At 44.5% G+C, this 24609-nt stretch carries 20 protein-coding genes and 1 pseudogene; 12 read left to right on the top strand and 9 right to left on the bottom strand.

The annotated features are described in order from the left end of the window. Positions 1-124: 124 nt before the first annotated feature. Entirely contained in the window at positions 125-814 is a 690-nt protein-coding gene (locus tag EP13_RS11280; RefSeq protein ID WP_044057376.1) for a response regulator, read from the bottom strand. Continuing rightward, a complete protein-coding gene (locus EP13_RS11275; RefSeq protein WP_044057375.1) occupies positions 814-2223 on the bottom strand; it encodes an ATP-binding protein in 1410 nt (469 codons plus the stop codon). The genes EP13_RS11280 and EP13_RS11275 overlap by 1 nt, the downstream gene beginning before the upstream one ends. A 173-nt stretch (positions 2224-2396) precedes the next feature. Between EP13_RS11275 and EP13_RS11270 the strand changes: the two genes are divergently transcribed. The 3 genes from EP13_RS11270 (at position 2397) to EP13_RS11260 (ending at position 4103) form a co-directional block, all read left to right on the top strand. Continuing rightward, positions 2397-2657: a hypothetical protein gene (locus tag EP13_RS11270; RefSeq protein ID WP_044057374.1), complete on the top strand. Its 261-nt coding sequence runs from the start codon at positions 2397-2399 to the stop codon at positions 2655-2657. Between the two features lie 191 nt (positions 2658-2848). Further along, positions 2849-3439: a hypothetical protein gene (locus EP13_RS11265; protein ID WP_156026752.1), complete on the top strand. Its 591-nt coding sequence runs from the start codon at positions 2849-2851 to the stop codon at positions 3437-3439. An 85-nt stretch (positions 3440-3524) separates the two neighbouring features. Further along, positions 3525-4103, top strand: coding sequence for a hypothetical protein (locus tag EP13_RS11260; protein WP_044057372.1), 579 nt, complete (start codon positions 3525-3527; stop codon positions 4101-4103). A 51-nt stretch (positions 4104-4154) separates the two neighbouring features. Here EP13_RS11260 and EP13_RS11255 read toward each other — a convergent pair whose 3' ends face one another. Next, on the bottom strand, positions 4155-5129 hold the full coding sequence (locus EP13_RS11255; RefSeq protein WP_044057371.1) for an endonuclease/exonuclease/phosphatase family protein: 975 nt from the start codon (positions 5127-5129) through the stop codon (positions 4155-4157). A 307-nt stretch (positions 5130-5436) separates the two neighbouring features. Between EP13_RS11255 and EP13_RS11250 the strand changes: the two genes are divergently transcribed. Continuing rightward, entirely contained in the window at positions 5437-6057 is a 621-nt protein-coding gene (locus EP13_RS11250; RefSeq protein WP_044057370.1) for a BON domain-containing protein, read from the top strand. 474 nt (positions 6058-6531) lie between these two features. Beyond that, entirely contained in the window at positions 6532-6891 is a 360-nt protein-coding gene (locus EP13_RS11245) for a hypothetical protein (RefSeq protein WP_044057369.1), read from the top strand. 3 nt (positions 6892-6894) lie between these two features. Here the strand turns inward: EP13_RS11245 and EP13_RS11240 are convergent. The 4 genes and pseudogenes from EP13_RS11240 to EP13_RS11225 all read right to left on the bottom strand — a co-directional run bounded on the left by EP13_RS11240 (position 6895) and on the right by EP13_RS11225 (position 11734). Continuing rightward, positions 6895-7868: pseudogene (locus EP13_RS11240) on the bottom strand (transposase). 83 nt (positions 7869-7951) lie between these two features. Next, positions 7952-8845: a 5'-methylthioadenosine/S-adenosylhomocysteine nucleosidase gene (locus EP13_RS11235; RefSeq protein ID WP_044057368.1), complete on the bottom strand. Its 894-nt coding sequence runs from the start codon at positions 8843-8845 to the stop codon at positions 7952-7954. A gap of 264 nt (positions 8846-9109) precedes the next feature. Next, positions 9110-10546, bottom strand: coding sequence for a pyruvate kinase (gene pyk, locus EP13_RS11230; protein WP_044057367.1), 1437 nt, complete (start codon positions 10544-10546; stop codon positions 9110-9112). Between the two features lie 336 nt (positions 10547-10882). Beyond that, a complete protein-coding gene (locus EP13_RS11225; protein ID WP_044057366.1) occupies positions 10883-11734 on the bottom strand; it encodes a MurR/RpiR family transcriptional regulator in 852 nt (283 codons plus the stop codon). 287 nt (positions 11735-12021) lie between these two features. Between EP13_RS11225 and zwf the strand changes: the two genes are divergently transcribed. Genes zwf through EP13_RS11200 form a run of 5 tightly spaced genes read left to right on the top strand, consistent with a single transcriptional unit; the run spans position 12022 to position 17649 of the window. Beyond that, entirely contained in the window at positions 12022-13515 is a 1494-nt protein-coding gene (gene zwf, locus EP13_RS11220; protein ID WP_044057365.1) for a glucose-6-phosphate dehydrogenase, read from the top strand. Position 13516: 1 nt separating this feature from the next. Further along, positions 13517-14209 carry a 6-phosphogluconolactonase gene (gene pgl, locus EP13_RS11215; RefSeq protein ID WP_044057364.1) on the top strand — a complete coding sequence of 231 codons (693 nt, stop codon included), beginning with the start codon at positions 13517-13519 and terminating at the stop codon, positions 14207-14209. A gap of 9 nt (positions 14210-14218) precedes the next feature. Then, positions 14219-16045, top strand: coding sequence for a phosphogluconate dehydratase (edd, locus tag EP13_RS11210; RefSeq protein WP_044057363.1), 1827 nt, complete (start codon positions 14219-14221; stop codon positions 16043-16045). Next, positions 16045-16998 carry a glucokinase gene (gene glk, locus EP13_RS11205; protein WP_044057362.1) on the top strand — a complete coding sequence of 318 codons (954 nt, stop codon included), beginning with the start codon at positions 16045-16047 and terminating at the stop codon, positions 16996-16998. The genes edd and glk overlap by 1 nt, the downstream gene beginning before the upstream one ends. Before the next feature lie 3 nt (positions 16999-17001). Next, positions 17002-17649 carry a bifunctional 4-hydroxy-2-oxoglutarate aldolase/2-dehydro-3-deoxy-phosphogluconate aldolase gene (locus tag EP13_RS11200; RefSeq protein ID WP_044057361.1) on the top strand — a complete coding sequence of 216 codons (648 nt, stop codon included), beginning with the start codon at positions 17002-17004 and terminating at the stop codon, positions 17647-17649. Positions 17650-17803: 154 nt separating this feature from the next. Here the strand turns inward: EP13_RS11200 and EP13_RS11195 are convergent, their stop codons facing one another. Beyond that, on the bottom strand, positions 17804-18655 hold the full coding sequence (locus EP13_RS11195; RefSeq protein ID WP_044057360.1) for a D-hexose-6-phosphate mutarotase: 852 nt from the start codon (positions 18653-18655) through the stop codon (positions 17804-17806). Positions 18656-18833: 178 nt separating this feature from the next. Further along, positions 18834-19829 (bottom strand): type I glyceraldehyde-3-phosphate dehydrogenase, encoded by a 996-nt coding sequence (gene gap / locus EP13_RS11190; RefSeq protein ID WP_044057359.1) that lies wholly within the window; start codon positions 19827-19829, stop codon positions 18834-18836. A 253-nt stretch (positions 19830-20082) separates the two neighbouring features. Here gap and malQ point away from each other — a divergent pair, with 253 nt between their 5' ends. After that, positions 20083-22278 (top strand): 4-alpha-glucanotransferase, encoded by a 2196-nt coding sequence (malQ, locus tag EP13_RS11185; protein ID WP_044057358.1) that lies wholly within the window; start codon positions 20083-20085, stop codon positions 22276-22278. A 106-nt stretch (positions 22279-22384) separates the two neighbouring features. Continuing rightward, complete coding sequence (glgB, locus tag EP13_RS11180) at positions 22385-24607, top strand: 1,4-alpha-glucan branching protein GlgB (protein ID WP_044057357.1); 2223 nt, start codon at positions 22385-22387, stop codon at positions 24605-24607. Positions 24608-24609: the final 2 nt, after the last annotated feature.

Genomic DNA, 24609 nt, shown 5'->3' with positions numbered 1-24609 from the left:
AAGACACCCATAAGAAACAGAATTGTCGTGGGTGTCTTGTTAATGATTTACCTGCACGTCATCCTATCGGCTAAAAGTGCAGATATTGTGCAGGATTTAAGGGGGTTTAAAGAAGTTTTAAGGTTTAGACGATTTTGTAGCCTACGCCGTACACGGCTTGAATTGGACACTCTAGGTGATCCGCGGTTAGCTTGTGCCGCAAGTTTTTCATATGACTGTCTATTGTACGGTTGCTCACGACTCTACCGTCTTGGTAACCCGATGCCATTAGCTGCTCTCGTGAATACACAACGCCGGGGTTAGTCATAATGGTTTTAAGTAACCGAAATTCGACAGGCGTCAGTTCTACCGGTGAACCATTGCAGCTGCAGCGAAATTTAGCGATATCAAGTTCAATATGCTTGAAGACTAATACATTAGTGTATTCTTCAGTGTCGGGAGCACGCGCGGTACGGCGTAAGATGGTTTGTATTCTTGCGACGACTTCACGTGCAGAAAAAGGCTTACATACGTAGTCGTCGGCGCCAGCTTCTAGACCAATAAGGCGGTCTATTTCATCCACTCGCGCTGTCAACATTAAGATGGGAACCTGTGAAAATTGTCGAATCTGCTTACATAAGGTTAACCCGTCCACGCCAGGCAGCATTCTGTCTAAGATTACGGCGGTTGGCGGGCGTTTTTTAACTTCATCTATAACGCCTTCACCTGAGTGTAATACGTGGCTATCAAAACCTTCTAACGCAAAGAAATCCACCAAAATTTGTGCAATTTTTTCTTCGTCTTCTACGATAAGAACATGGTTGTCAGACCGCATCAGTTATCCTTTATAAGTTGTTCTTTTGGCAACGTGATTGTGATTTTAATACCGCCAAGCTTCGAGGGCTCTGCAACAATCTTCCCTTGATGAGCGTTAACTATTTGTTTGCAAATGGACAAGCCTAGGCCGCCTCCAGAGCTTCGGCGAGCACGAGAGGCGTCTTCTCTAAATAAGGGTTCAAATAATAAAGATTCATTGCCTTTCTTTATTCCAGGCGGTGTATCTTCAATAAGTAGTGTAGCAGAGGGGCCGCTATCTTTGAGCGTAATCACGACTTTACCTGGCGCGTCTGTATATTCACATGCATTCACCAATAGATTTGTGATTAACTGGTTTATTCTTTGAGGGTCAGCATCTATGAATATGGGCGAAGCCTCAGCTATCTCAATATCGATGCCTTTCTGCATAAACTTACTTAATAGGGTGTCTTTTTGTGAGATGACAGCGTCACGTAAATTGACACTCAGGAAATGGTATCGCAAACCGCCAATGTCTGAGAGAGACAATTGATAAAGGTCTTCAACAAGCAATGACAATCGAGATACTTCTTGATCGAAAGAATGTAATTGCTTTTGGTCTAAAGGGCGTATGCCTGCTTTTATGAGTTCTATTTCTCCAGAAAGTATCGTAAGCGGTGTTCTTAATTCGTGAGATATGTCAGCAAGCCATTGATTTTTTGTGTTTTCATTGTTTTTTAACGTAGTAGATAACGTATTGATATGGCTCATCAACTCTCCGAATTCATCGGCTCTTTCATTTGGAAGGTGGGTGTCGTATTTACGAGCAGTCAGGGCTTTTACTGCGGCTAATATCGACTCAAACGGTCGTAATATTCGTGGTGTAATGCCCAACGCTATGATGATTGCCAGTGCGAAGGAAACCAACCCAATAATGATAATGGCGTGATTTTGCTGGGCGGCAAATGCAACGGCTATTTCTGAATTAGGCGTCGGTGGCGGGTAACTGATTAGCGTACCAATACGCCCTCTGTCTGAGATTAAATCCACGGTAACTTGCTTTGCAGATGAATCTCTAGAGACATTGCCAGTTACTACATTATCTTCATTATCGAAAAGTGCAGTTGGTGGGCCAAGGTCGAGGTTGTTTGCAGCCATTGACCGTGATCGCGGTGGCGGCCCCATTCGGCGAGGAGGGCCAAATTTTCTATTTGGAGGGCCAGAGAAAAAGGAAGCATTATCTAGTTCTACATTTTCCCACGAGTTGCCGTTAGCACGATATTCATCGACGAGTTGAACCGCGAGTTGATTTAAACGCTCGCGTTCTTGGTTAATGATGAATTCTGTGAACCCTTGCTCAAAGCTCCAACGGGCCAATGCGAGCGAAAGCAATAACGAAAAGCACGTAAAGCCTAGCAGTAAACACAGGAATTTATAGGACAATTTCATGGGTAAATTATATATAAGGTAGGGTGGGGCACAAGCATGCTTAACATTTATTCACTGTATTTACACACTTGCTGCGTTAGAACTGCACATTGTTTCGTTATAGTGATTCAGTACCAAGCGTATTCTTGAATCCAGAGTAAACAACAAGACACCCATGCAGTGGAGAAATAGTTATGAGTATAAACGTTAAAAAGACGGTATTGAGTTTAATTGCAGTAACTGGCTTAGTTACCGCTGCTTCTAATGCATTTGCCCAACAGCATGAACGCCCAAGAACGCCACCACCAGAAGCTATTGAAGCTTGTGAAGGCCAGTCGGAAGGTGACAGCGTAAGCTTTGAATCTCCTCATGGTGACACCTTGGAGGGAGTATGCGCCTACGTTGAAGAGCAACTAGTTGCTGTGCCTGAAAATCGTGGCAGAAGACACGATTGAATTGACCGAAATGTCCTCATCCCACTAGAAGAAACATTTAATTATATCAATGAGTTATATTTCTAAATATAACTCATCATTGGTTATTTCATATCGTTCTAACAAAGGTTCTGCGATTGTGAAATAATTCGTGTATGTTATACTTAAGTATAATTTTGCCATGAAGGCAGTGTGGTTTGAGGAGGCTGATCGTGCAATATGCTAGTAATAGCCTAAACGAGCTCGTTAATGCACGGAATCCCAACGTACCTGATGTGTTTGTTCTCCCTTGTGATGGGCAAACACTTTATGTGCACATAAGCCCATATGTATGGACGCGACCTTGGGAGGGGCGGGAGCATACCGCTTTTTCCATCGGACTGGCTCCGGGCTGCCCTAACGCGTGCAGGATGTTTGGAAAAATTGACATTCCTTACCTTGATGTCACGCTTGAACAGGTGAGAGATGCAGCGCTTCGACGTGTAGCGCAAACTGGGCTATCTTTCCTTACGCGAAGAGGTGCCGGCGTTAAGAGCTTTGCTATTCATCCTCGCGGCGGTTTTACTTCCATAAATGAAAGTTCAGCCTATCAGAGCGCGTACGATAGCGGTTACCGTTACGTTGTTCATGTCTATCAACTGAGAAGTGGTGGATTAGGCAGGCAGTTTGCGGAGTGGTTTTTCTTTGGTGAGCCCGACGAGCTCAATGTGCTAGCGAAAGTACGACGTCATCAAGCTAAGCATCCAGAGTCCATGCATTTTGAAATATGTCAGTTGTCATCAGAGTTACCTAAAACGGCATAGTTAGCCTTCAAATTTAACCTTTTGCATACTTGTTTTCGTATCTGTTAGCTAATAAAGTTCATCGAAATAATCGTGGGAGTGAGTTGTGTCCTCGCAGTCATCTGTAGTACTTCGTCAATATGATAAGCAAACGCTGAAACACGTTGATATCATTTCAGGAATTTCTCCGAATGCGATGAGAAGGGTGTTCGGTGGTTGGATCCTTTTCGTGGCTATTGTGGCTGTTATTGTCTCTGTTGCACCTGATTTAAGTGTTCAGTTTATTGGCCTTACTCTCTTTGTGCTTGTTGCCTTTACACTACTCATGTTTGGTCAAAGTCGTATTTCTGAAGGTTGGCCGGCGATTATTTGCGATGACAATACCGTAGGAGTGGTAAGAGACCCAGTTAAACGGGAGTATATTTGTGTCGATAAATCCTTGGTAACCGTTGCTAATCCCACTTTGATTAAACCTAATAAAAAAGCGATTGAAATAGTGTTGGATGCCTCACGCCTCACGGAAAGTGATGTCGCTGTGCTAAATCAAGCGGTTTGGCCTAGGAGTGACAGATTATTAGGTTTGTCTCACTTTAAACGTAGGGAAGACGCTTGTGATAGCGTGATGTGGTGTGTGAAACACCTAAGAAAACGACCGGTTGAACATGTGAGTACCCAAACTGCCTAATTAATTGGCTGAGACTTTTTTCCTTCATCAAGTTACGACTTACCTTAGATTTCACCCTTTCAACTGCAGCGTCGTCAATAACGGGTAGTGATCGGAGCCGATATCACCAAGCTTGCGTATATCCACAAGTGAAAAATGACTCGAATGAAATAAATGATCAAGAGGCCATTTAATTAAAGGGTAATGGGCGTGAAAGGTGTTATAAAAGCCTCGCCCGATACGCGGGTCTAGAAGGCCGCTCACTTTTCTGAACTTACGAGTGGTGGGAGACCAAGCCACATCATTTAAATCACCAGCGACAATCACTGGCTCTTCGTAATCACAAACTATATTGCCTACCAGATCTAACTCTATGTCCCGAGGTTTCGCTCTTTTATTTTCAGTAGGGCTTGGCGGCTTAGGATGAAGGAAAAATATTGTTACAGTGCTATTGTTTTTTGTGAAAGTGACTTTGAACGAAGGCACATCATCTTCTACAAAATAATGCAGTTCTACGGTATCCAATGGCACTTTGCTATACAGGTTCATTCCATACAAATTTTCTAACGGACAGTGTTTCTGATAAGGGTAATCCGAATTTAGTTCTGCAAGTGCATTCTGCCATCGCTTATTCGACTCTAAGGTGACTAGGAAGTCGGGTTGGGTGTCTTTTACGTGAGAAAGAAGTTTATGGTAGTTTTCATTGGGCATAAAGACGTTACTTGAAAGAATGCTAATCTTATTGTCTTGGTCCGGCGACTCAGCCCTTTCCACTTCTTTGGAAGCCAACGGTGTGTAGGGATAAATCCAGAAGGCTTGGTATATAGCACAGCCCACGAGTACAAGTAATAGCAGGCTTTGGATATTGAATCCTAGGCCTTCAGCCCCTCCTATTAAAAGGCTAGCCGTTAATGTTATCAACATGATGCACAGAATTTGAAGGCGGGGAAATTCCCAAACTCTAACTAACCAGTGGGAAGAAGGAAGAGAGGGGGCCAGCGTAATAAGTATGAGTAGAATTGCTACTGTATCCAGTAAAATGTTCATCGTCCTTCCTGACATTGCGTTAATTGAAAAGGTAACAAAGCACTACAATCCACACCAGGCGTGGCTTTGCCTTTGCTAAGGTTATAATTGAAATTTCGCCTTCGCGTTATTGCGTATATGGTATACAAAATTTGTACCGTATATATCACGTGGCTCAGTAAAAACTTCGCAATCACGGGCAAACTTTGCAAAATAGGGAACGCGTTAATATTAGGTGTTTTAAATAAATTTTCATTAAATCAATGGTTTAAAATAGTGGCTTGACTTTCGCTTAGTAACTAATGTGTTTCAACAAAGGAGAAATGTTATGAAACGTACTTTGATCTCACTATTAGTTGCTACATCCATAAGTTCAGCGGCTGTTGCCGGGGATATGGAATCGGATAACAAATGGGAAAAAGGCGCAAAGGATGCTTGGATAGATGGTAAAGCTGAAGCAACGCTATTATTCAATGGCAATTTGAACTCATTCGATATCAATACCGACGTTGATAACGGTGATGTTATCTTAACGGGTAAGGTGTCTAACTCCGTCGACAAAAAGCTAGCTGAAGAGTTAGTTGCGAACATTGATGGTGTAATGTCGGTAGACAACAGACTCACAGTGGTTGAGGAAAAAGATCTCTCTGAAAGTTCCGAGGACATGCAAGATGATCTTGCTGAATCGAAAGAAGAGTCTGAAAGCGCGTTAACAGATGCTAAAATTGCGACGGTTATCAAAACTCGGTTACTAATGGACACTGATATTTCAGGTTTTGATATCGACGTCGACGTGGAAAACGGCAATGTAGTATTAACGGGTGAGGTTGACTCCGATGCGGAGCGACAACTCGCTATTGAAATTGCAAAAAATGCGTCAGATGTTAAAGACGTAGAGGACAACCTAGAGGTTGTTCCTGATACCGCTACCGAGACAGCCATGAACTAGTCTTGACCTTGCGATAAAAAAGGAGCTTCGGCTCCTTTTTTATTGGGTTTAGAAGATAGACAATCTATTCAGACACCCAACTTAAAAATAATTAGACACCCACTTCACTGCGCTTACTCCCAACTAATCCACTCTGGGTTTCTTCGGATACTTAATTTCACGAGATATGTTTACTAGTGGCATTTAATGGACAGCCACTCAAAGACCATTAGATCAGCGTTGTTTTAAAGGGTGTCTTTCTGCATATTAATTGTGTAGGTCATATTAAAATATCCAAGGTGAAAGTAATGGGTGTCTTTATAGCAGGCCATTAGAAGAATGTTCCTTATGTAGTGTAGAACTTACTTTTTGTCTGCGTGAGTTTATTTGCTGTGAGAGTTTAAGTTATTGATTATAAATGCTTTTTGTGATGGCATGAGAAGTGCTTTATTCCCAGTGACTTTTTAATTTATATTATTGCAAGGGACTAACGCGATGAATATTTTACGCTGGATTTTCTCAGCTTCACTAATCTCCGCTGGAATCATGATAGCTGGGCTTTTAATGAGTGGTACGAATCTTATCAGCCAGGCAAATGCTGGTAATACAGATAAGCCGTATCATCCCTCTATCATCAAGATTGAAACGATTTACAACAGTGCTGAGTTTGACTTTAATCGAAAGAGTCATCTTCTTAGAAATGCGCGAATCTCCTACTACTTGAAGCAGGCAAAGCAAGCTGATTTAAGAAATTGGGAATTTCAGCGAGATGATATGGTCAATAGAGCAAAAAGTATTCTTATTCATCATCAGCAAAATTACGTTCATACCTCGTCAGAGTTTGCGAGTTTGTAGACGTTAACCAAAGAGTTTCCGGGCGGTCGAAACCCCTTTTAACCTTCGCCGCCCGGTAGTGTGCTGGAATTTTTTATCCTACTTACACTACCCACTGCGATAGAGAAGTGTTGTTCAAATTCGAGACTGGCTTTCAGCCACTGGGAACTAGATAAGGCTATTTGGTTCAATGAAGCTTGGTACTCACCGTCAATAAATCCCGCTTTATCATCTCTCACAGCTTTACCCGTCTGAGTTAGTAACGTCACATACTCTGTAAAAGTTAGGTTGAGGCAATATTGATTTGAACAAGCAGTATCGGATTTAAAAGGTAGAATTCCCGTTGACGTTTTACGTGTTAACTTACATTCAATACGCCGTTTAATACTGGTGTACTCGGAGTCTTCAGGGGTGCTGGCTAATGATGCACGTATTGGATTCAAGTCAACGTAGACCATACAACTAAGTAATGCTTTCTCATCTAAAAGCGCTTGAGACTTAAAACGACCTTCCCAGAAGCGCCCTTTACATTCGTCCTCAGCATTTGCTGCGCGAGCGATGTACTCATTAAGATCCCGCATAAACCAACTGATACTAAATAATCGTTTTCGATATACGGCAGCGGTACGCTTTACACTCAACAATTCTGCTTCAGAGAGGGCTTCGCCAGCTAGGTAGGATTTAGTGAGTAATGTGCCTTTATGGAGTTTGTGCCATCGTATTAACACTTCCCGCATTGAAAGTGAGTTAGCTGATTTCTCATCTACTCTTAAAACAACATGAACATGGTTGCTCATCACGGCGTAGGCGCATAAATCTATGGCGTAAACGGATGACAAAAATAACGTTCTTTTTTCAACCCAACCTCGGCGGTGTTCAAAACTTTGCCCTGTGTTTTTATCATATCCGCACAAATAGCATTGCCGAACACAACGCGTTACGCAATGGTAAAACGGTGTTTCGGATAAATTGACGAGGTCGCTTCGACGTGTTGCCATAAATCTAAACTCATAGGTATTTAGTTTATATATTATCAGGCGTACTCGAAAAACAACCTGTCGCTTAGGACAGTTCTTAAAAACTAAAGCGGTTTTAATGTTGTGTTTAGTTGATTTATGTAAGCTTCTACTACGCCTTTAACGAATGACTGGCAGGCTTTCGCTGTGGAAGGGTCATATTCACCATGGTTTGTTATATTGTTTGATAACACACGGATACCTAACATGGGTGTCTTGTACGCATAAGCAACTTGTGCGGCTGCGGCTGTTTCCATTTCTTCTACACTTGTGCCCATATCTTCGTGAAGCCACGCGATACGGTCTAGTTCATTATTCCAGAAATTGGCGCTGCCGATGGTGCCTTTCACAATTTTTCCACGGGTGTAGGTATCCCTAATGCTGACCGCTACAGATATGAGTGTCTCGTCACCCGCATAATACCTAATTTTGTTAGCGTCTGAGGCGCTGTCACCTTCGCCAGCACTGCCTTCAGATGCCATCAAATCCATGGGTGTCCAGGTTAGGGGGTTGGAGCCTTGCGCTTTTGCTAACTTGGGTGTCTTGAAATTGCCGATGTTGACGCTTCTTGCGCCGAGTACAATATCACCCACCTGTAGTTTGGGGTCGTGACCGCCAGAGGTTCCCTGGTTGATAATGATAAGGGGGCGATACTTAATAATCCCTACAGCCGTTGCTGCAGCTGTATTCTCTAATCCTTTACCGGTTTTAACTACCACTACAGGATAGCCGTTTAGTGTGCCATTATAAAAGGTAGCGTTTCCAGATTTTTCTATTTGCACATTGTCTAACAAGCCTGCGAAATATTCAGCTTCAATGGGCATTGGGCCTTGAATCATTATAGGTTGTAATGGCGTGGCAGCACTTTCAACAACAACGTGGTTAAATTCTGCTTTTGCAAAGAACGCCAAGGAAGACATGAGTGTCCATAAAATGACAGATAGTGTGATTTTTTTCATAATTTTTCTAATGATAGCCTCGGTAAGGTTAATATGGCTGTCCTGATGTAATGACCTAACATGGGTGTCTTGATGTGTTTCTGATGTAATGATCTAACATGGGTGTCTTGATGTGTTTATCATGCAGGTAATCATCGGATATGACCACCAGATTTTTTTTGCTTGAGAGAATAAAAATGTGAGGTAGATAGAGAGATTATACGTAAACAGGTTGGGTAGTGTGATTGCAGTAGCACGCTCGCACCACTGCAATCACATTGAGGTTTATTCTACATCAACAATCTTAAGCGTGTTGGTCGCACCAACTTTTTCCATTTCATCGCCATAAGTAAGGATAATGCTGTCACCACTTTTCACTAACCCTTTTTCTTTAAGAGCGGCAATCACGTCGTACTTCAATTTTCCAGGCTCGCTGTCTGAAGAATCGAAATAGACGGGCTTAACACCTCGGTAAAGCGCCATGCTATTAAGGGTGTCTTCATGACGAGACATAGCAATAATAGGTAGCGAGGTAGTGATGCGTGACATCAATTTAGGCGTGTTGCCGCTTTCTGTTAGACCGACAATGGCCTTAACGCTAGGAAGGTGGTTGGCGGCATAAACGGCTGATAAAGCGATAGATTCGCTGGTAGAAGAGAATAATTCATCCATTCTATGCTTCGAGATTTTGATGCTTGGATGGGTTTCTGCACCTTCACACACTCTCGCCATGGCTGTCACAGTTTCTACCGGGAAGTTACCTGCAGCGGTTTCTGCTGACAACATAACGGCGTCTGTGCCGTCTAGAACGGCGTTTGCAACGTCCATTACCTCGGCACGTGTTGGCATAGGGCTATCAATCATCGACTCCATCATCTGTGTCGCCGTTATCACCACTTTGTTTAGCTGGCGAGAGCGAGAAATGAGTTTCTTTTGCACCCCAACAAGCTCAGCATCGCCAATTTCCACACCTAAATCACCACGGGCAACCATCACCGCATCTGAAGCACTAATGATGTCAGTAATGGCTTCGTCAGTGGCGACGGCTTCAGCACGCTCAACTTTGGCGCAAATTTTTGCGTAGCAGCCAGCGGCCTCAGCGAGTTCACGTGCGTAATCTAAGTCAGCTCCGCTTCGAGGGAATGAAACCGCTAAATAGTCTACGCCAATTTTTGCCGCCGTCTTAATATCTTCTTTATCTTTCTCGGTGAGCGCTTCTGCTGACAAACCACCGCCTTGGCGGTTAATACCTTTATTGTTAGAAAGTTTGCCGCCAACAGTCACTTCAGTAATCACCTTGCGACCTTCAACGGATGTTACGCGAAGTTGTATACGGCCATCATCTAAAAGCAAGATGTCGCCTGCTGATACGTCGTCAGGTAGCGCTTTGTAATCAATACCCACTTGGGTAGCGTCGCCTGCGTCACGGTCGAGTTCGGCATCTAGGGTAAAGGTCGCGCCAACATCGAGGTGAACAGCACCGTCTACAAATCGCGCTACGCGGATTTTAGGCCCTTGCAAATCACCCAATATAGCAACGTACTTTCCTAAATTCTTAGCAGCTTCTCTAACACGCTTCGCACGTTCGATGTGGTCTTCTGCTTGGCCGTGAGAAAAATTCATGCGTACTGTATTTGCGCCAGCAGCTATGATGGCCTGAATCTTTTCAATTGAATCGGTTGCAGGGCCTAAAGTGGCAAGAATTTTCGTTCTTCTGGTCATGTTATTCCGTCGCTATTTCTGGATGAAGTATCATATGACATACAAGGTGAATTAGATTATAAATTCGCCTGTAATCGCTTTACGTAATTTTATTACAGAATAGTAGTTGAATCTGACAGAAATGTGAATGAAAGAAAGAAAATCTGGCAACTGGCTCGACCAGTTGGGCGGGCAGAGCCGATTTTTACCCATGATGTTAGTAGAATTTTAACGCCCATCAAGGGCATTAGCCAAGTGCCGATGATATAAAGATTTTAACGCCTGTCGCCCATTAACATTACATTAAACTTAGGGCGACACACGTGGCGTTACTAAAGGCGTAAAACGCGATAATGGTTAATCAGGGCGTTTCTCGTAACGAGATCCCCGCAGGGTGTCTTTTACCCGCTTCAAGTTTTCTCTAAACTTGTTGCCACGACGCAACGTGAAACCGGTGGCTAGCACATCTATCAATGTTAACTGGGCAATACGCGAGGCCATCGGCATATACATGTCGGTGTCTTCAGGTACTTCTAGTGAAAGCACATAGGTGCACTCTTGTGCCAGTGGACTATCTCCAGAGGTAATGCCAACCACAGTCGCATCATTCATTCGCGCGATTTGCGCTACTTCCACCAAGCTTTTTGTTCGGCCAGTGTGGGAAATGAGCACAACCACATCACCGGTGGTACTGTTCATACAGCTCATACGTTGCATGAGTATGTCTTCGAAGTAAACCACAGGCACATTAAATCGGAAAAACTTGTTCAGTGCATCATGCGCCACAGACGCTGATGCGCCAAGTCCAAAGAATGAAATTTTCTGGGCTTGAGTGAGCAAATCAACAACGCGGTTTACGATGTGCACATCAAGAGATTGACGGGCTACTTCCAAAGAAGCCATGGTTGATTCGAATATTTTATTGGTATACTCATCTGGACCGTCATTTTCATCTACATGTCGGTTAACATAGGGTGTACCATTAGCTAAACTTTGTGCCAGATGTAACTTGAAGTCCGGAAAACCTTTGGTGTCCAAACGTCGACAAAAACGATTGACCGTAGGCTCACTGACATCCGACATTTTGGCCAGGGTTGCTATACTCGAATGAATGGCTGTCTGCGGGTTTGCAAGAATCACTTCTGCAACCTTGCGTTCCGATTTACTGAATGCTGCTTTATTTTGGGTTATTTTTTCTAATATGTTCATACAGGTATAGCATTTAATAGAGAGAATAAGTGAACGTTTCTACCTTAATAGTACCCAATGTGACAGCAGTGACAAGAAAAATGTAATTTTTTGACATTTTTAGATGAAATTAAGGGTGTAAAGCGTTAGGTTTCACCTAAATAATAAGAAATTCTTTTCCATGGTTCACCAAAGTTGTAATTTTACTACATTTGGTGTTAACTATATGCTAATAACAAGTTTGTTATTGCTGCTAGAACCCTTTTTTATAGCAGCGTAACCGCACACACAATTTAAGGTCGACGAATATGGTATTGGAAAATTCCTATGAACCCTGTGACTTCGTGCTATTCGGCACATTAGGGGATCTTTCACGACGCAAACTTTTGCCATCGCTTTATCAATTAGAGAAAGCAGATCTCATGCACCCAGATACCACAATAGTGGGGGTTGCGCGTCAAGACATGTCTCTAGACGACTATATAGAAGAAGTTCATACCAACTTAGTTAAGTTTGGTGAAAAAGATTTGTGCCAAGCCACGTGGGAACGCATGAAAGCGCGTTTGCATTACGCCTGTGTTGATATGAAAGATGTCGACAGCTACTGCGTGCTTGATGACCATGTAGACCCTTCACGCACCATGGTATGTTATCTTGCTACGCCGCCTGCCATTTATGGTGATATTTGCCGTGGTTTACATAGCTGTAAGATTATCGATTCCAGCGTACGTGTGGTTCTCGAAAAGCCCATTGGTCACGATTTAGAATCGTCTAAAGTCATCAATGAGCAAGTTGCTGAATACTTTGACGAAAAACAAATTTACCGTATCGACCACTATCTAGGTAAAGAAACGGTTCTTAACCTTGTATCACTGCGTTTTGCCAATTCAATTTTTGCCACTAACTGGGATCACAACTGTATCGACCACGTACAGATATCGGTTGCTGAATCAGTGGGTATAGAAGGGCGTTGGGGCTACTTTGATGATGCAGGTCAAATGCGCGATATGGTGCAAAACCACTTACTTCAAATCTTAAGTTTGGTTGCCATGGAGCCACCAACAACGTTAGATGCCGATAGCATTCGAGACGAAAAACTTAAAGTGCTGAAAGCACTGCGCCCAATCAATGCGTCTAACATCAGTGAAAGCATCGTGCGTGGTCAATACACCGCGGGCTTTGTGAAAGGCGAAGAAGTGCCTGGGTACCTCGAAGAAGAAGGTGCTAACACACAAAGCAAAACTGAAACTTTTGTGGCCATTAAAGCCGAAATTGACAACTGGCGTTGGGCTGGCGTGCCTTTCTATCTAAGAACGGGCAAACGCATGCCAAATAAAGTCAGTGAAGTGGTTATTTACTTTAAGCGTCAGCCTCACAATTTGTTTGGCGATAGCTTTAAAAACCTACCACCCAATAAATTGGTTATTCGTCTTCAACCTGATGAAGGCGTGGAAATCACGGTCATGAATAAGGTGCCTGGATTAACTAATTCAGGGTCGATGGATTTACAGAAGTCTAAACTGAATTTAAGTTTCTCTGAAGCCTTTGCCGATGAACGCATTCCAGATGCCTACGAGAAGCTACTTCTAGAAGTTATGTTAGGTAACCAAGCGCTATTTGTACGTCGCGATGAAATAGAACAAGCCTGGACATGGGTTGATTCAATTTTAGAAGCATGGAAGTCATCTAGCGAGCCACCTGAGCCGTACCAAGCAGGTACGTGGGGTCCTGTGGACTCAATTGGGTTGTTAGCACGCGCTAACCGCAGTTGGTACGAAAGCAAAACGGTAAAGAAGAAATAATATGGCATTAACCACACTATCATTTGATAATCCTGAAGCGCTAACATCAGCGTTTGCCGAAGATTTGGTCAGCATTTTGAAAACGGGTATTCGTACCCGTGGTCGTGCTTCGCTAGTGGTAAGTGGCGGCAGAACGCCACTTGCGCTTTTCAAGCAGCTTAGCGAAACCAACCTTGAATGGGATAAAGTGGACATCACTTTGGCTGATGAGCGTTGGGTGGATGAAGACCACGCAGACAGCAACACCAGCCTAGTAAAAAATAACCTGATAAAAAATAAAGCCAGTGCAGCACGCTTCGTTGAACTTAAAAGTGAACCAAGCGACGCCAATGAAGGCGTTAATGCTGCTGAGGCCGCCCTCGCGAGCATGTCTCAACCTTTTGATGCGTTAATTCTCGGTATGGGAGAAGACGGACACACCGCGTCTTTGTTCCCCTGTTCTGAGCAGATAAATGACGGCCTTGATATGAGCAGCGGCAGAACGTGCATTGCAGTTCAGCCTACCACGGCCCCTCACCAGCGCATCTCTCTCACACTGCCAGCTTTGCTGAACAGTCGTAACATTTTCTTGCATTTAACCGGTGAAAAGAAAAAGCATGTATTGCTTGATGCACTGGACAATGCAACCGAAGCGCAAAAGCCCATCACAGCCGTGGTTAATAGAGCCCCGGTGACCTTGATGTGGGCGCCATAGGAGATTGAAATGAATTCACGTATTGCCGAGGTTACACAGCGCATTATCGAGCGCAGTAAAGAAACACGTAAAGCCTATTTAGACAAAATAGAAGCCGCGCGCCGACAAGGTCCTCATCGTGGCGTATTGTCATGTGGTAACTTGGCTCATGGCTTCGCAGCATGTGGTACAGCAGACAAAGCCGATCTGCGTTCTATGACGAAAGCGAACGTGGCCATTGTGTCTGCGTACAACGATATGCTGTCTGCTCACCAACCCTACGAAACCTACCCAGCGATTATCCGCGAGGCGGTAAAAAACGTAGGCAGTGTTGCACAATTTGCAGGTGGCGTACCTGCGATGTGTGATGGTGTTACCCAAGGCCAAACCGGTATGGATTTGAGCCTAATGAGTCGTGACAACATAGCACAAGGTGCAGCCATTGCGCTATCGCACAACATGTTTGATTCTGCGCTAATGCTAGGCATTTGTGACAAAATTGTACCAGGGCTGCTTATGGGCGCCTTGAGTTTTGGTCACTTACCCACGGTATTTGTGCCAGCCGGCCCTATGCCTTCTGGGTTGCCGAATAAAGAAAAAGCCCGTGTAAGACAAGAGTTTGCAGAAGGTAAAGTGGGTCGTGATGCACTGCTTGAAGCCGAATCGCAATCGTATCATTCTGCTGGAACGTGTACCTTCTATGGTACCGCTAACTCTAATCAGTTAGTCGTGGAAATGATGGGGTTACACCTTCCTGGCTCATCATTCGTTAATCCAGGTACAGAGCTACGTGATGCACTTACCCGCGCTGCGGCTGTGCGTTCTACACGCATTACCGACCTTGGCGACGAATATACGCCAATTGGTCATATCGTTGACGCGAAGGCCATTGTAAACGGCCTAGTGGGCTTGTTGGCAACCGGTGGGTCTACGAATCATACGATGCACCTCATCGCAGTTGCGCGTGCAGCGGGTTACATTATTAACTGGGATGACTTCTCAGACATTTCAAATGCTGTTCCTCTACTCACACGTATCTATCCAAATGGTTCTGCTGATATTAACCATTTCGTGGCAGCAGGCGGCATGTCATTGCTTATTAAACAGCTTCTAGATGCTGGTTTATTGCATAACGATGTGAAAACCATCTGTGGTGAAGGCTTAGATTTCTATACCAAAGAGCCTATGCTCAAAGACGGCGAAGTAGAGTGGCGTGATGGCCCAACTGAGTCTCTCGATAAAGAAGTTTTAGCCACAGTAGAAACGCCGTTTAAACCAGACGGTGGCGTTAGTGTATTAGAAGGTAATCTTGGCCGCGCGGTATTTAAAACGTCTGCATTGCCAGAGCCTCAATGCGTAATTAAAGCGCCAGCGGTTGTATTTGAAGATCAATTCGATCTTGATGCGGCTTTCAAAGAAGGGAAGTTGGATAAAGATTGTATTGTTGTGGTGCGCTTCCAAGGCCCATCTGCTATTGGTATGCCAGAGCTTCACCGCTTAACTCCTCCTCTAGGTGTGCTTCAGGATAAAGGCTACAAAGTAGCTTTGGTCACTGATGGCCGTATGTCAGGCGCGTCAGGTAAAGTTCCAGCCGCCATCCATGTTACCCCAGAAGCGTTCAAAGGCGGTTTGTTAGCGAAAGTGGAAGAGGGCGATATTATCGAACTCAACACGGAAACGGGCGCATTGTCACTACTGGTTGATGATGAAGTGTTAGCTGCCCGTGAAGCAAAACCTGCCAATATCGATCATCACCATATTGGTATGGGGCGTGAGCTATTCGGCGGTATGCGCGCTGTTCTGACTGGTGCAGAAGAAGGTGCGTGTTCGCTGTTTTACACTCAGGAGCAAGCGTAATGAGCCAGAAGTTTGTGGCTGATGTAGGCGGCACCAATATTCGCGTGGCTAGGGTTACCGAGTCAGGCGTCGCCGACATTAAGAAATACATGTGCAATGACTTTGCCAGCATTGATTTAGCGATTGCGCAGTATTTTGCTGATATGCCAGAACACACCTTTACGCAAGGCTGTATTGCTATTGCGTGCCCTGTACTCGGTGACTTAGTGGAAATGACGAACCACAGTTGGTCTTTTTCTCAACAAGCGCTGAGAGCTCAGTTACACCTAGATAGCCTTTATGTGATCAACGATTTTACTGCGGTGGCGCATTCGCTTCCTGTGCTAGCGCAAGATCAAGTGGTTCAAATTGGTGAAGGTACGCCGGTGGCTGAGGGCAATATTGCCGTTTTCGGCCCAGGCACCGGTTTGGGTGTTGAGCATATCACCATGACATCCTCAGGTTGGCAGACCCTCGACGGCGAAGGCGGTCACACAGATTTTGCCCCTGTAGATGAAACTGATGTGGTTGTATGGCGTCATTTGCAAAAGCAGTTTGGCCGTGCATCAGCAGAAGAGGTGATGTCGGGTAGAGGTTTACTCAATATTTATACTGCATTGGCTCTACACGGCGGCAATACGCCAGTGTTTACAGAGCCTGCGCAAATTACCTTAGCGGCATTGGAAAATACCTGTGACATTGCGGTAGCAACACTCACCCAATTTTGTCGAATCATGGGTAGCTTTGCCGGTAATTTGGCGTTAAACATGGCCACTACGGGTGGTGTATTCATTGGCGGTGGTATTGCTAACCGTTTCCCTGAGTTTATTAAATCAAGCGATTTTAGAGCGCGATTTGAAGCGAAAGGGCAGATGAAGCACTACGTGAAAGACATTCCTACCTACTTGATAGCAGAGCCAGACCACGGTTTATTGGGGGCGGCTGCTTATCTTCAACAACATACTGCGAGCTGATTTATGACAACAAAATGGAAATATTCACCAGAGGAAATATTTGCGGCCGGCCCCGTTGTACCAGTATTGGTCATTAACGATGTGGAAAAGGCGGTACCACTGGCTAAAGCGCTTATGGAAGGCGGAATTAAAGTATTAGAAGTTACCTTAAGAACCCCGGCTGCGATTGATGTGATCAAACGTATCGCACAAGAGGTGCCAGATTCTTTAATTGGTGCAGGGACAGTAACTAATGCACAACAATTGAAAGCAGTGACGGAAGCTGGCGCTAAGTTCGCCATAAGCCCAGGTATGACCGCTGATTTGTTAAAAGCTGGAATGGAAGCTGAAATTCCATTGATTCCAGGAATTTCTTCTACCTCTGACCTGATGAAAGGTAAAGATGCGGGTTACACCCACCTTAAATTCTTCCCAGCAGAGGCTTCGGGTGGTGTTAAGGCTATCAAAGCAATTAGTGGTCCATTCCCAGACTTCACTTTCTGCCCAACAGGTGGCATTGGACCGGGTAACTATAATGATTACCTCGCACTGAAAAACGTGAAGTGTGTGGGTGGTTCTTGGTTAGCCCCAGATGATGCCATTGAATCGGGTGATTGGGCACGTATTACCCAATTGGCGAAAGAAGCGGTAGCGGGTGCGAAAAACAGCTAAACCTGTTTTTACGCGATAATATTATAAACGCCTTGGTTTTAAACACTAAGGCGTTTTTGTTTGTACGTTAACCGTTTTCTTATGACGGTTGGCAAGCGCCACGATAGAATTTTAAAGGAACAGCAAACATCCATCAGTGATGCGCAGCTAAACACTATTTAGGAGATACGCGTTGTATCAATGTGTGTTCAGCTTGAGGCGCTAATGTTTTTCCCCCCGTAATAGCACTTTCCACACAAACCATGTGTTTATACCCAAACGCATCCATGTCAGAGATTGATGCGGCACCCTGCCAAGGATTCCACACAACCAAAGAGTCATTGCCTTGTGAGCTCACTTGGGTAAAGTCATTGCCTTCAACTTCAATATAGGTTTCAGCAATGGCTGCAAGGTGAATACGGTCGGTTTCTTGATGGAAGGTATAGGGGGAGGGGGTCTCTTTCACCGCCCAGTTTTGCGTTTTATCTTTATACTGACCAGCAATGCCGGTTAGTGCTGTTTTTTGAATATGGTCTACTTGAAAGTAAGTGTGCAGTGCACAATTATATTCAAAGGGAACAACGCCGGTGTTTTTAGTGGCCAAGGTGACCGTCAGCGAGGCACCTACAGTGACTGAAAGCGTCACTTCGCAATCGTATTCAAAGCCCTCTGCACGGGTAAAAGAAGGGGCCAATACAATGTGAGTAGCTTCACCGGTTTCTTCAGTCGATACAATCTTCCACGTTTGCGTTCGTAAAAAGCCGTGAGAGGGAAGTTCACCCTTCTCTTTACCGTGATCGTCACTAAACCATGGCCAGCAAACGGGAATGCCGCCGCGAATTGGACGCTCGCCGTTTAAATAAGCATGAGGGCTTAACCAAAGCCTTTCTTGGTTATCGCTTTTAGGGATGTAAGAAAGCACATGACCACCGAATAAGCTAATTTTAGCTGAAGCTAAGTCGTTCTCTATATCAAGAAACGTCAAACCTCCCGCCTCACTTACGGTTATTGAATCTACAAGTGTCATATTTTCTCCGTGAATCTGCGCTGCAATAGGGTTGGCGCGGTCATGTCATGCCTGTCTTTATTGAATGTTTATTATGTGATGAAAACAAAAAAGGTGCGACATTAATCGCACCTTTTTTCGGCATTTAAGCATGCCATACTATACTTATGTCTATTAACACATAAGTAATAGCCACCTATTACTTAGAAATGTGTGCTACCAAGTCTAATACCTTGTTTGAATAACCCCATTCGTTATCGTACCAAGATACCACTTTTACAAAGGTGTCAGTTAACGCAATACCGGCAGTAGCATCGAAAATAGAGGTGTTTGCATTACCAATGAAATCGTTAGATACAACCGCATCTTCGGTATAGCTCATAATGCCTTTAAGCTCGCCTTCAGAGGCTTCCTTCATGGCAGCACAGATATTTTCGTAGCTTGTAGGTGTTGCTAAGTTAACAGTTAGGTCAACAACCGACACGTTTGGCGTAGGTACACGGAATGCCATACCTGTTAGCTTGCCGTTAAGCTCAGGAATAACTTTACCTACCGCCTTTGCAGCGCCTGTCGATGATGGAATGATGTTTTGACCAGCACCGCGGCCACCACGCCAATCTTTCATCGAAGGTCCATCAACGGTCTTCTGAGTTGCCGTTGTGGCGTGAACTGTCGTCATAAGACCATCAACAATACCAAATTTGTCATTTAGTACTTTGGCCAGTGGTGCAAGACAGTTTGTGGTACAAGAAGCGTTAGACACAATTTCTTGACCTTCGTAGCTGTCGTGGTTAACACCCATAACAAACATTGGCGTGTCATCTTTAGATGGGGCAGACATAACCACTTTCTTCGCGCCAGCTTCAATATGCTTAGCAGCGGTATCTTTCGTTAGGAATAAACCCGTAGACTCTACAACCACGTCAACATCAACGTCGTTCCACTTCAATGAAGCAGGATCTCTTTCTGATGTAATGCGAATGTTTTTACCGTTTACAACAAGGTTATTGTTGTCTACTTTGATCTCACCGTCGAATAAACCGTGAGTCGAGTCGTACTTCAAAAGGTAGGCAATGTAGTCTGTATCTAATAAGTCGTTAATGGCGACTACTTCAATGTCTTCGCGAGCAGCAGCTGCGCGCATTACTAAACGACCTATACGACCGAAACCATTGATACCGATGCGAATTGTCATGACGTACCTCGATAATTGTTTAAAATATGAAAATAAATTACGTAAAGTATGGATCAAAATGCCATAATTGGCAAAAGAAAAAGCTAAAATGTTGCAAAATTACGAATTTGTACTTATGCAATCGTATTCAGTTTTCCTAAGCGCATCTTTCTAGAATAATGTTAAAAATTTGTATTTGCGCGCAACTGTTTTTGCTGCGCATGTATCACACTGACTTTAAAGTGGCTTTCACTGAACACAGGAATCACTCACAATGACACAACAGCTTCTGCAACAACTGGTTGAAATGCGCGGAATTGAAACCCAATACGTTGATGCATGGGGAAAACCAGCAACCATCGCAGAGTCGAGTAAAGCCAAGTTGCTCAACACGCTAGGTTATGACACCGAGAGCGACGAAAAAATTCAGTCTCAAATTGCATATGATATTCAATCGGTTTGGTTATCTCCGCTTAACCCTGTACACGTGATACGTAGCAATGAGCCACTGCATTGCGCGGTTCGCTTGCCCATTGAACTGGTAAACGATGAACATGTCATGACAATCACCTGTGAAAATGGAGACACCCACGAACATCGTTTCGTTCCCATCGATGCCCCTATGTCCACCATGGCGCACATCGATGAAGTGGAATTTCACGAATACATTGTTGCGTTGCCTTTCACACTCCCTCTTGGTTATCACTCGCTAACCTTGAGTGCAGATGGCGACGGGTTTGCAACCTCTAGACTGATTATAGCGCCTCACGCTTGTTATACGCCCCAAAGTGTCAAAGAGGGCAAAAAAATTTGGGGGCTTAGCGTTCAATTATATTGTGTGCGAAGTGAGAATAACTGGGGCATAGGCGACTTTAGTGATTTGTCTTTGTTAATCGAGAATGCGGCTAATGTCGGCGCTGATTTTATTGGGCTAAACCCCATACATGCCCTATATCCGGCCAACCCCAATGCGTGTTCTCCCTATGGTCCTAGTTCACGCCGGTGGCTAAATTACCTCTATATAGATGCCACTGCCGTTGAGGGTTTTGAAGATGAGGGTGTACAAGCAATTGTTAACGACCCGGCATTCCAAACTACATTAGCGCATGCCCGCCAAGTTGAGCATGTAGATTATGACGCGGTGGCTCATCTGAAGATTACCGCGTTGAAAGCAATATTTGATGTATTCGACGCGCGATATCTGCGTAAAAACACCAAGCAAAATAAAGCCTTTAAAGCCTTTGTTAGTGAAGGTGGAGAAAGCTTAGATATGCTAGCCGTTTATGATGCATTGCAGTCTCACCTTAAAGAGGACGGTAAGGAGAGTTGGGGCTGGCCGGTATTCCCTGAGCAATACAAAGATTATCATAACCCTGCGGTGGCAAAATTTAAAAAAGCCCACGGGAAAGAAGTGAAGTTTTATTTATTCTTACAGTGGATTGCGGCTCAGCAACTCGAGGCGTCCAGCCAAAAAGCGAAAGACTGTGGCATGACGATAGGTTTGTACCGTGATTTAGCGGTCGGGGTGAGTGAAGGCAGCGCTGAAATTTGGGGAAATAAAGATCTCTACTGCACGAATGCCAGCGTAGGGGCTCCGCCGGATGTACTGGGGCCATTAGGTCAAAATTGGGGGTTGCCACCCATGGACCCGCGTAAATTGTACGAGCAAGCATATCAGCCCATTATCGATTTGTTCGCGGCCAATATGGCATCGTCTGGCTCACTTCGCATCGACCATGTGATGGCTTTATTGCGCTTGTGGTGGGTAGTTAAAGGTGATGATGCAAAAGAGGGCGGGTACGTCTATTACCCTGTTGATGATCTACTAGGAATTTTAGCGTTAGAAAGCCATCGCAATGAAAGTTTAGTGATTGGTGAAGATTTAGGCACAGTACCTGAAGAAATTCGCGCAAAACTTGCAGACAACGGTGTGTATTCTTATCGTGTGTTTTTCTTTGAACAAGCTGAGGATGGTGGGTTCTTTTCACCGAGCCATTATCCTATTCAGTCTATGTCTACCTTAACCACCCATGATATGCCCACACTCATTGGATATTGGCACTGTTTAGACTTAGAGTTAGGTAAAGACATTGGGCTATATCCCACTGACGAAATTTTAGACGTGTTGTACGCTGATAGGCATCAACAAAAGCAAGCGATTTTAAATACCTTGCATGGTCATGGTTCAGTGTCTGAAGAGGTTGGCCACGACGTTAATATGACAGGCATGACGAAAGCGTTAAACTTTGGAATGCAGGTTCACATGGCCGGAGGCTCAAGTGCATTATTGAGTTTGCAGCTGGAAGATTGGTTAGAAATGGATAAGCCCGTCAATATTCCGGGGACCTTCAATGAATACCCGAATTGGCGTCGAAAGCTAACACGAAATATTGAAGACATCTTTGATAACCATGATATAACAGCATTAGCCGCTAGGTTAACGGACGCTCGATTGAAAGCGAGCAAATAACTATCTCATTAACCAACATAATGAGCTTGGTGTGCAATAGCGCACACCTTTGCCTACATTTAGGCACAGGGCCCGCTAGTTAGCGGGCTTTTAAAAGGAGTATTTAATGCAAATATCGCAACAGTTAAGTCACGCCGCCTGTTCTCAGCCCTTCAGCCATTTAGGCCCCATTCATAATAAAGACTCATTGATTATTCGCGTATGGCGACCCGATGCGAAATCTATCACGCTTACCTGGCCCTCGGCGGCATCCATTAACGATGTTGTACTAACATTAAATACTAAAACTGGCGTGTTTGAAGGTGAAGCGCCAACCATCGCAGAAAAATATGTATATACAGTGGTGGTTTCTGTCAGTGCTGTGGGCCAACGTGGTAACGATCAAGGGGATGCAAACCTTGGGGTAAACACATACCGCTATATTGATCCTTATCAATTTCAAGAGCAAGCTTATCATGCGGTTCATTATATCGATGCTGCTCCAGAAAACCTCTATCACCAGGCGGGCGCCCAACTGGTTTGTACAGACAAAGAAAACATGAGTGCTACGCGATTTTGCGTGTACGCACCCAATGCCACTGCTGTGTCGGTTATTGGCGATTTTAATCAATGGGATGGACGGCTTCACCCCATGCAGAAAACCTCTCTCGGCTTTTGGGTGCTTATTATTCCCGCTGTCGGCGAAGGCGAACGTTATAAGTATCAAATTAAAGATGCTCAGGGGTTCGAGTTACCCCACAAAGCAGACCCTGTAGGGTTTAGTGCAGAGCAGTACCCGTCGCACGCGTCTAAAATCTTCGACCATTCTCGCTATACATGGCAAGACAGCGAATGGATGGCGGCACGAAATGCGGATAAATACCATCAACCTATGAGTATTTATGAGGTACACCTTGGGTCATGGAAAAAGCCTGAAAATAATAGCGAACAACGCTATTTGACCTACAAAGAACTGGGTGAGCAATTAATTCCCTATGTGAAAGACATGGGATATACCCATATAGAATTACTTCCTGTATCAGAATTCCCCTTTGATGGGTCTTGGGGCTATCAGCCTGTGGGTATGTTTTCACCCACCAGCCGTTTTGGCGACCCTGACGACTTCAAACAATTTGTGGATCGATGCCACCAGGCTGGTGTGGGTGTCATCATAGATTGGGTACCTGCACATTTTCCTGAAGATGGGCACGGTTTAGCGCGCTTTGACGGTTCTCATGTTTATGAATATGAAGATCCGCGTAAGGGGTGGCATCCAGATTGGAACTCGTGTATTTACGATTTCGGGAAGCAAACCGTACGACAGTTTTTAGTGGCCAACGCGTTATTTTGGCTAGATAAATTTCACATTGATGGGCTGCGTGTTGATGCGGTTGCTTCTATGCTTTATTTGGATTACTCCCGAAATGAGGGGGAGTGGATCCCCAATGTTGACGGCGGAAACGAAAACTACGAGGCAATTAGTCTACTGCGCTGGATGAATGAAGAGGTTTACAAGCATTATCCTGATGCAATGACCATCGCAGAGGAATCAACCTCATTTCCCAAAGTGTCTCGCCCCGTGTTTGATGGCGGGCTAGGCTTCGGGTTTAAATGGAACATGGGGTGGATGCATGATTCATTGCATTACATTTCTAAAGATCCCGCCTACAGGCATTACCATCACGGTGACATTACATTTAGCATGGTCTATGCCTTTGATGAGAATTTCGTATTGCCAATTTCCCACGATGAAGTGGTACACGGAAAGGGCAGCTTAATAGGGAAGATGCCTGGTGATGAATGGCAACAAGCGGCAAATCTGAGATGTTATGCTGGCTTTATGTATGGACACCCAGGTAAAAAGCTTAGCTTTATGGGTAATGAAATTGGCCAGTCGCGAGAGTGGAATCATGATAGCGGCCTCGATTGGCACTTGTTACAGTACGAAAAGCATAAAGGTATACAAGCGCTTTATAAGGCGCTAAATCGCCTCTATGCGAGCACGCCCGCACTGCATGAATTGGATCATGAACATCAGGGTTTCCAATGGATTGACCACGGAAATGCTGAACAAAGTATTGTTTCCTTCGTAAGATACTCTAAAGACAAGCAACAACAGGTTTATGTGGTTAGTAACTTTACGCCGGTGCCAAGAACGCATTTCAGGTTGGGCGTTAAACAAAATAGCCGATTACGCCTTGCGCTAAATACCGATAGTCAGCTATTTTGGGGAAGTGACTATGCCACTATTGAGCACGTATCAAGTGAGCCGGTTGCGTGGAATGATTGTAAAGAATCTGTCGAAATCACACTGCCGCCATTAGCGACATTGTTTTACGTTACTGAATAGGA

Origin of the sequence: Alteromonas australica, assembly GCF_000730385.1 — a bacterium.
GTDB classification, from domain to species: Bacteria; Pseudomonadota; Gammaproteobacteria; order Enterobacterales; family Alteromonadaceae; genus Alteromonas; species Alteromonas australica.
Note: the sequence above shows the minus strand (reverse complement) of the source record. Positions and strands in the feature narration are given on the sequence as shown.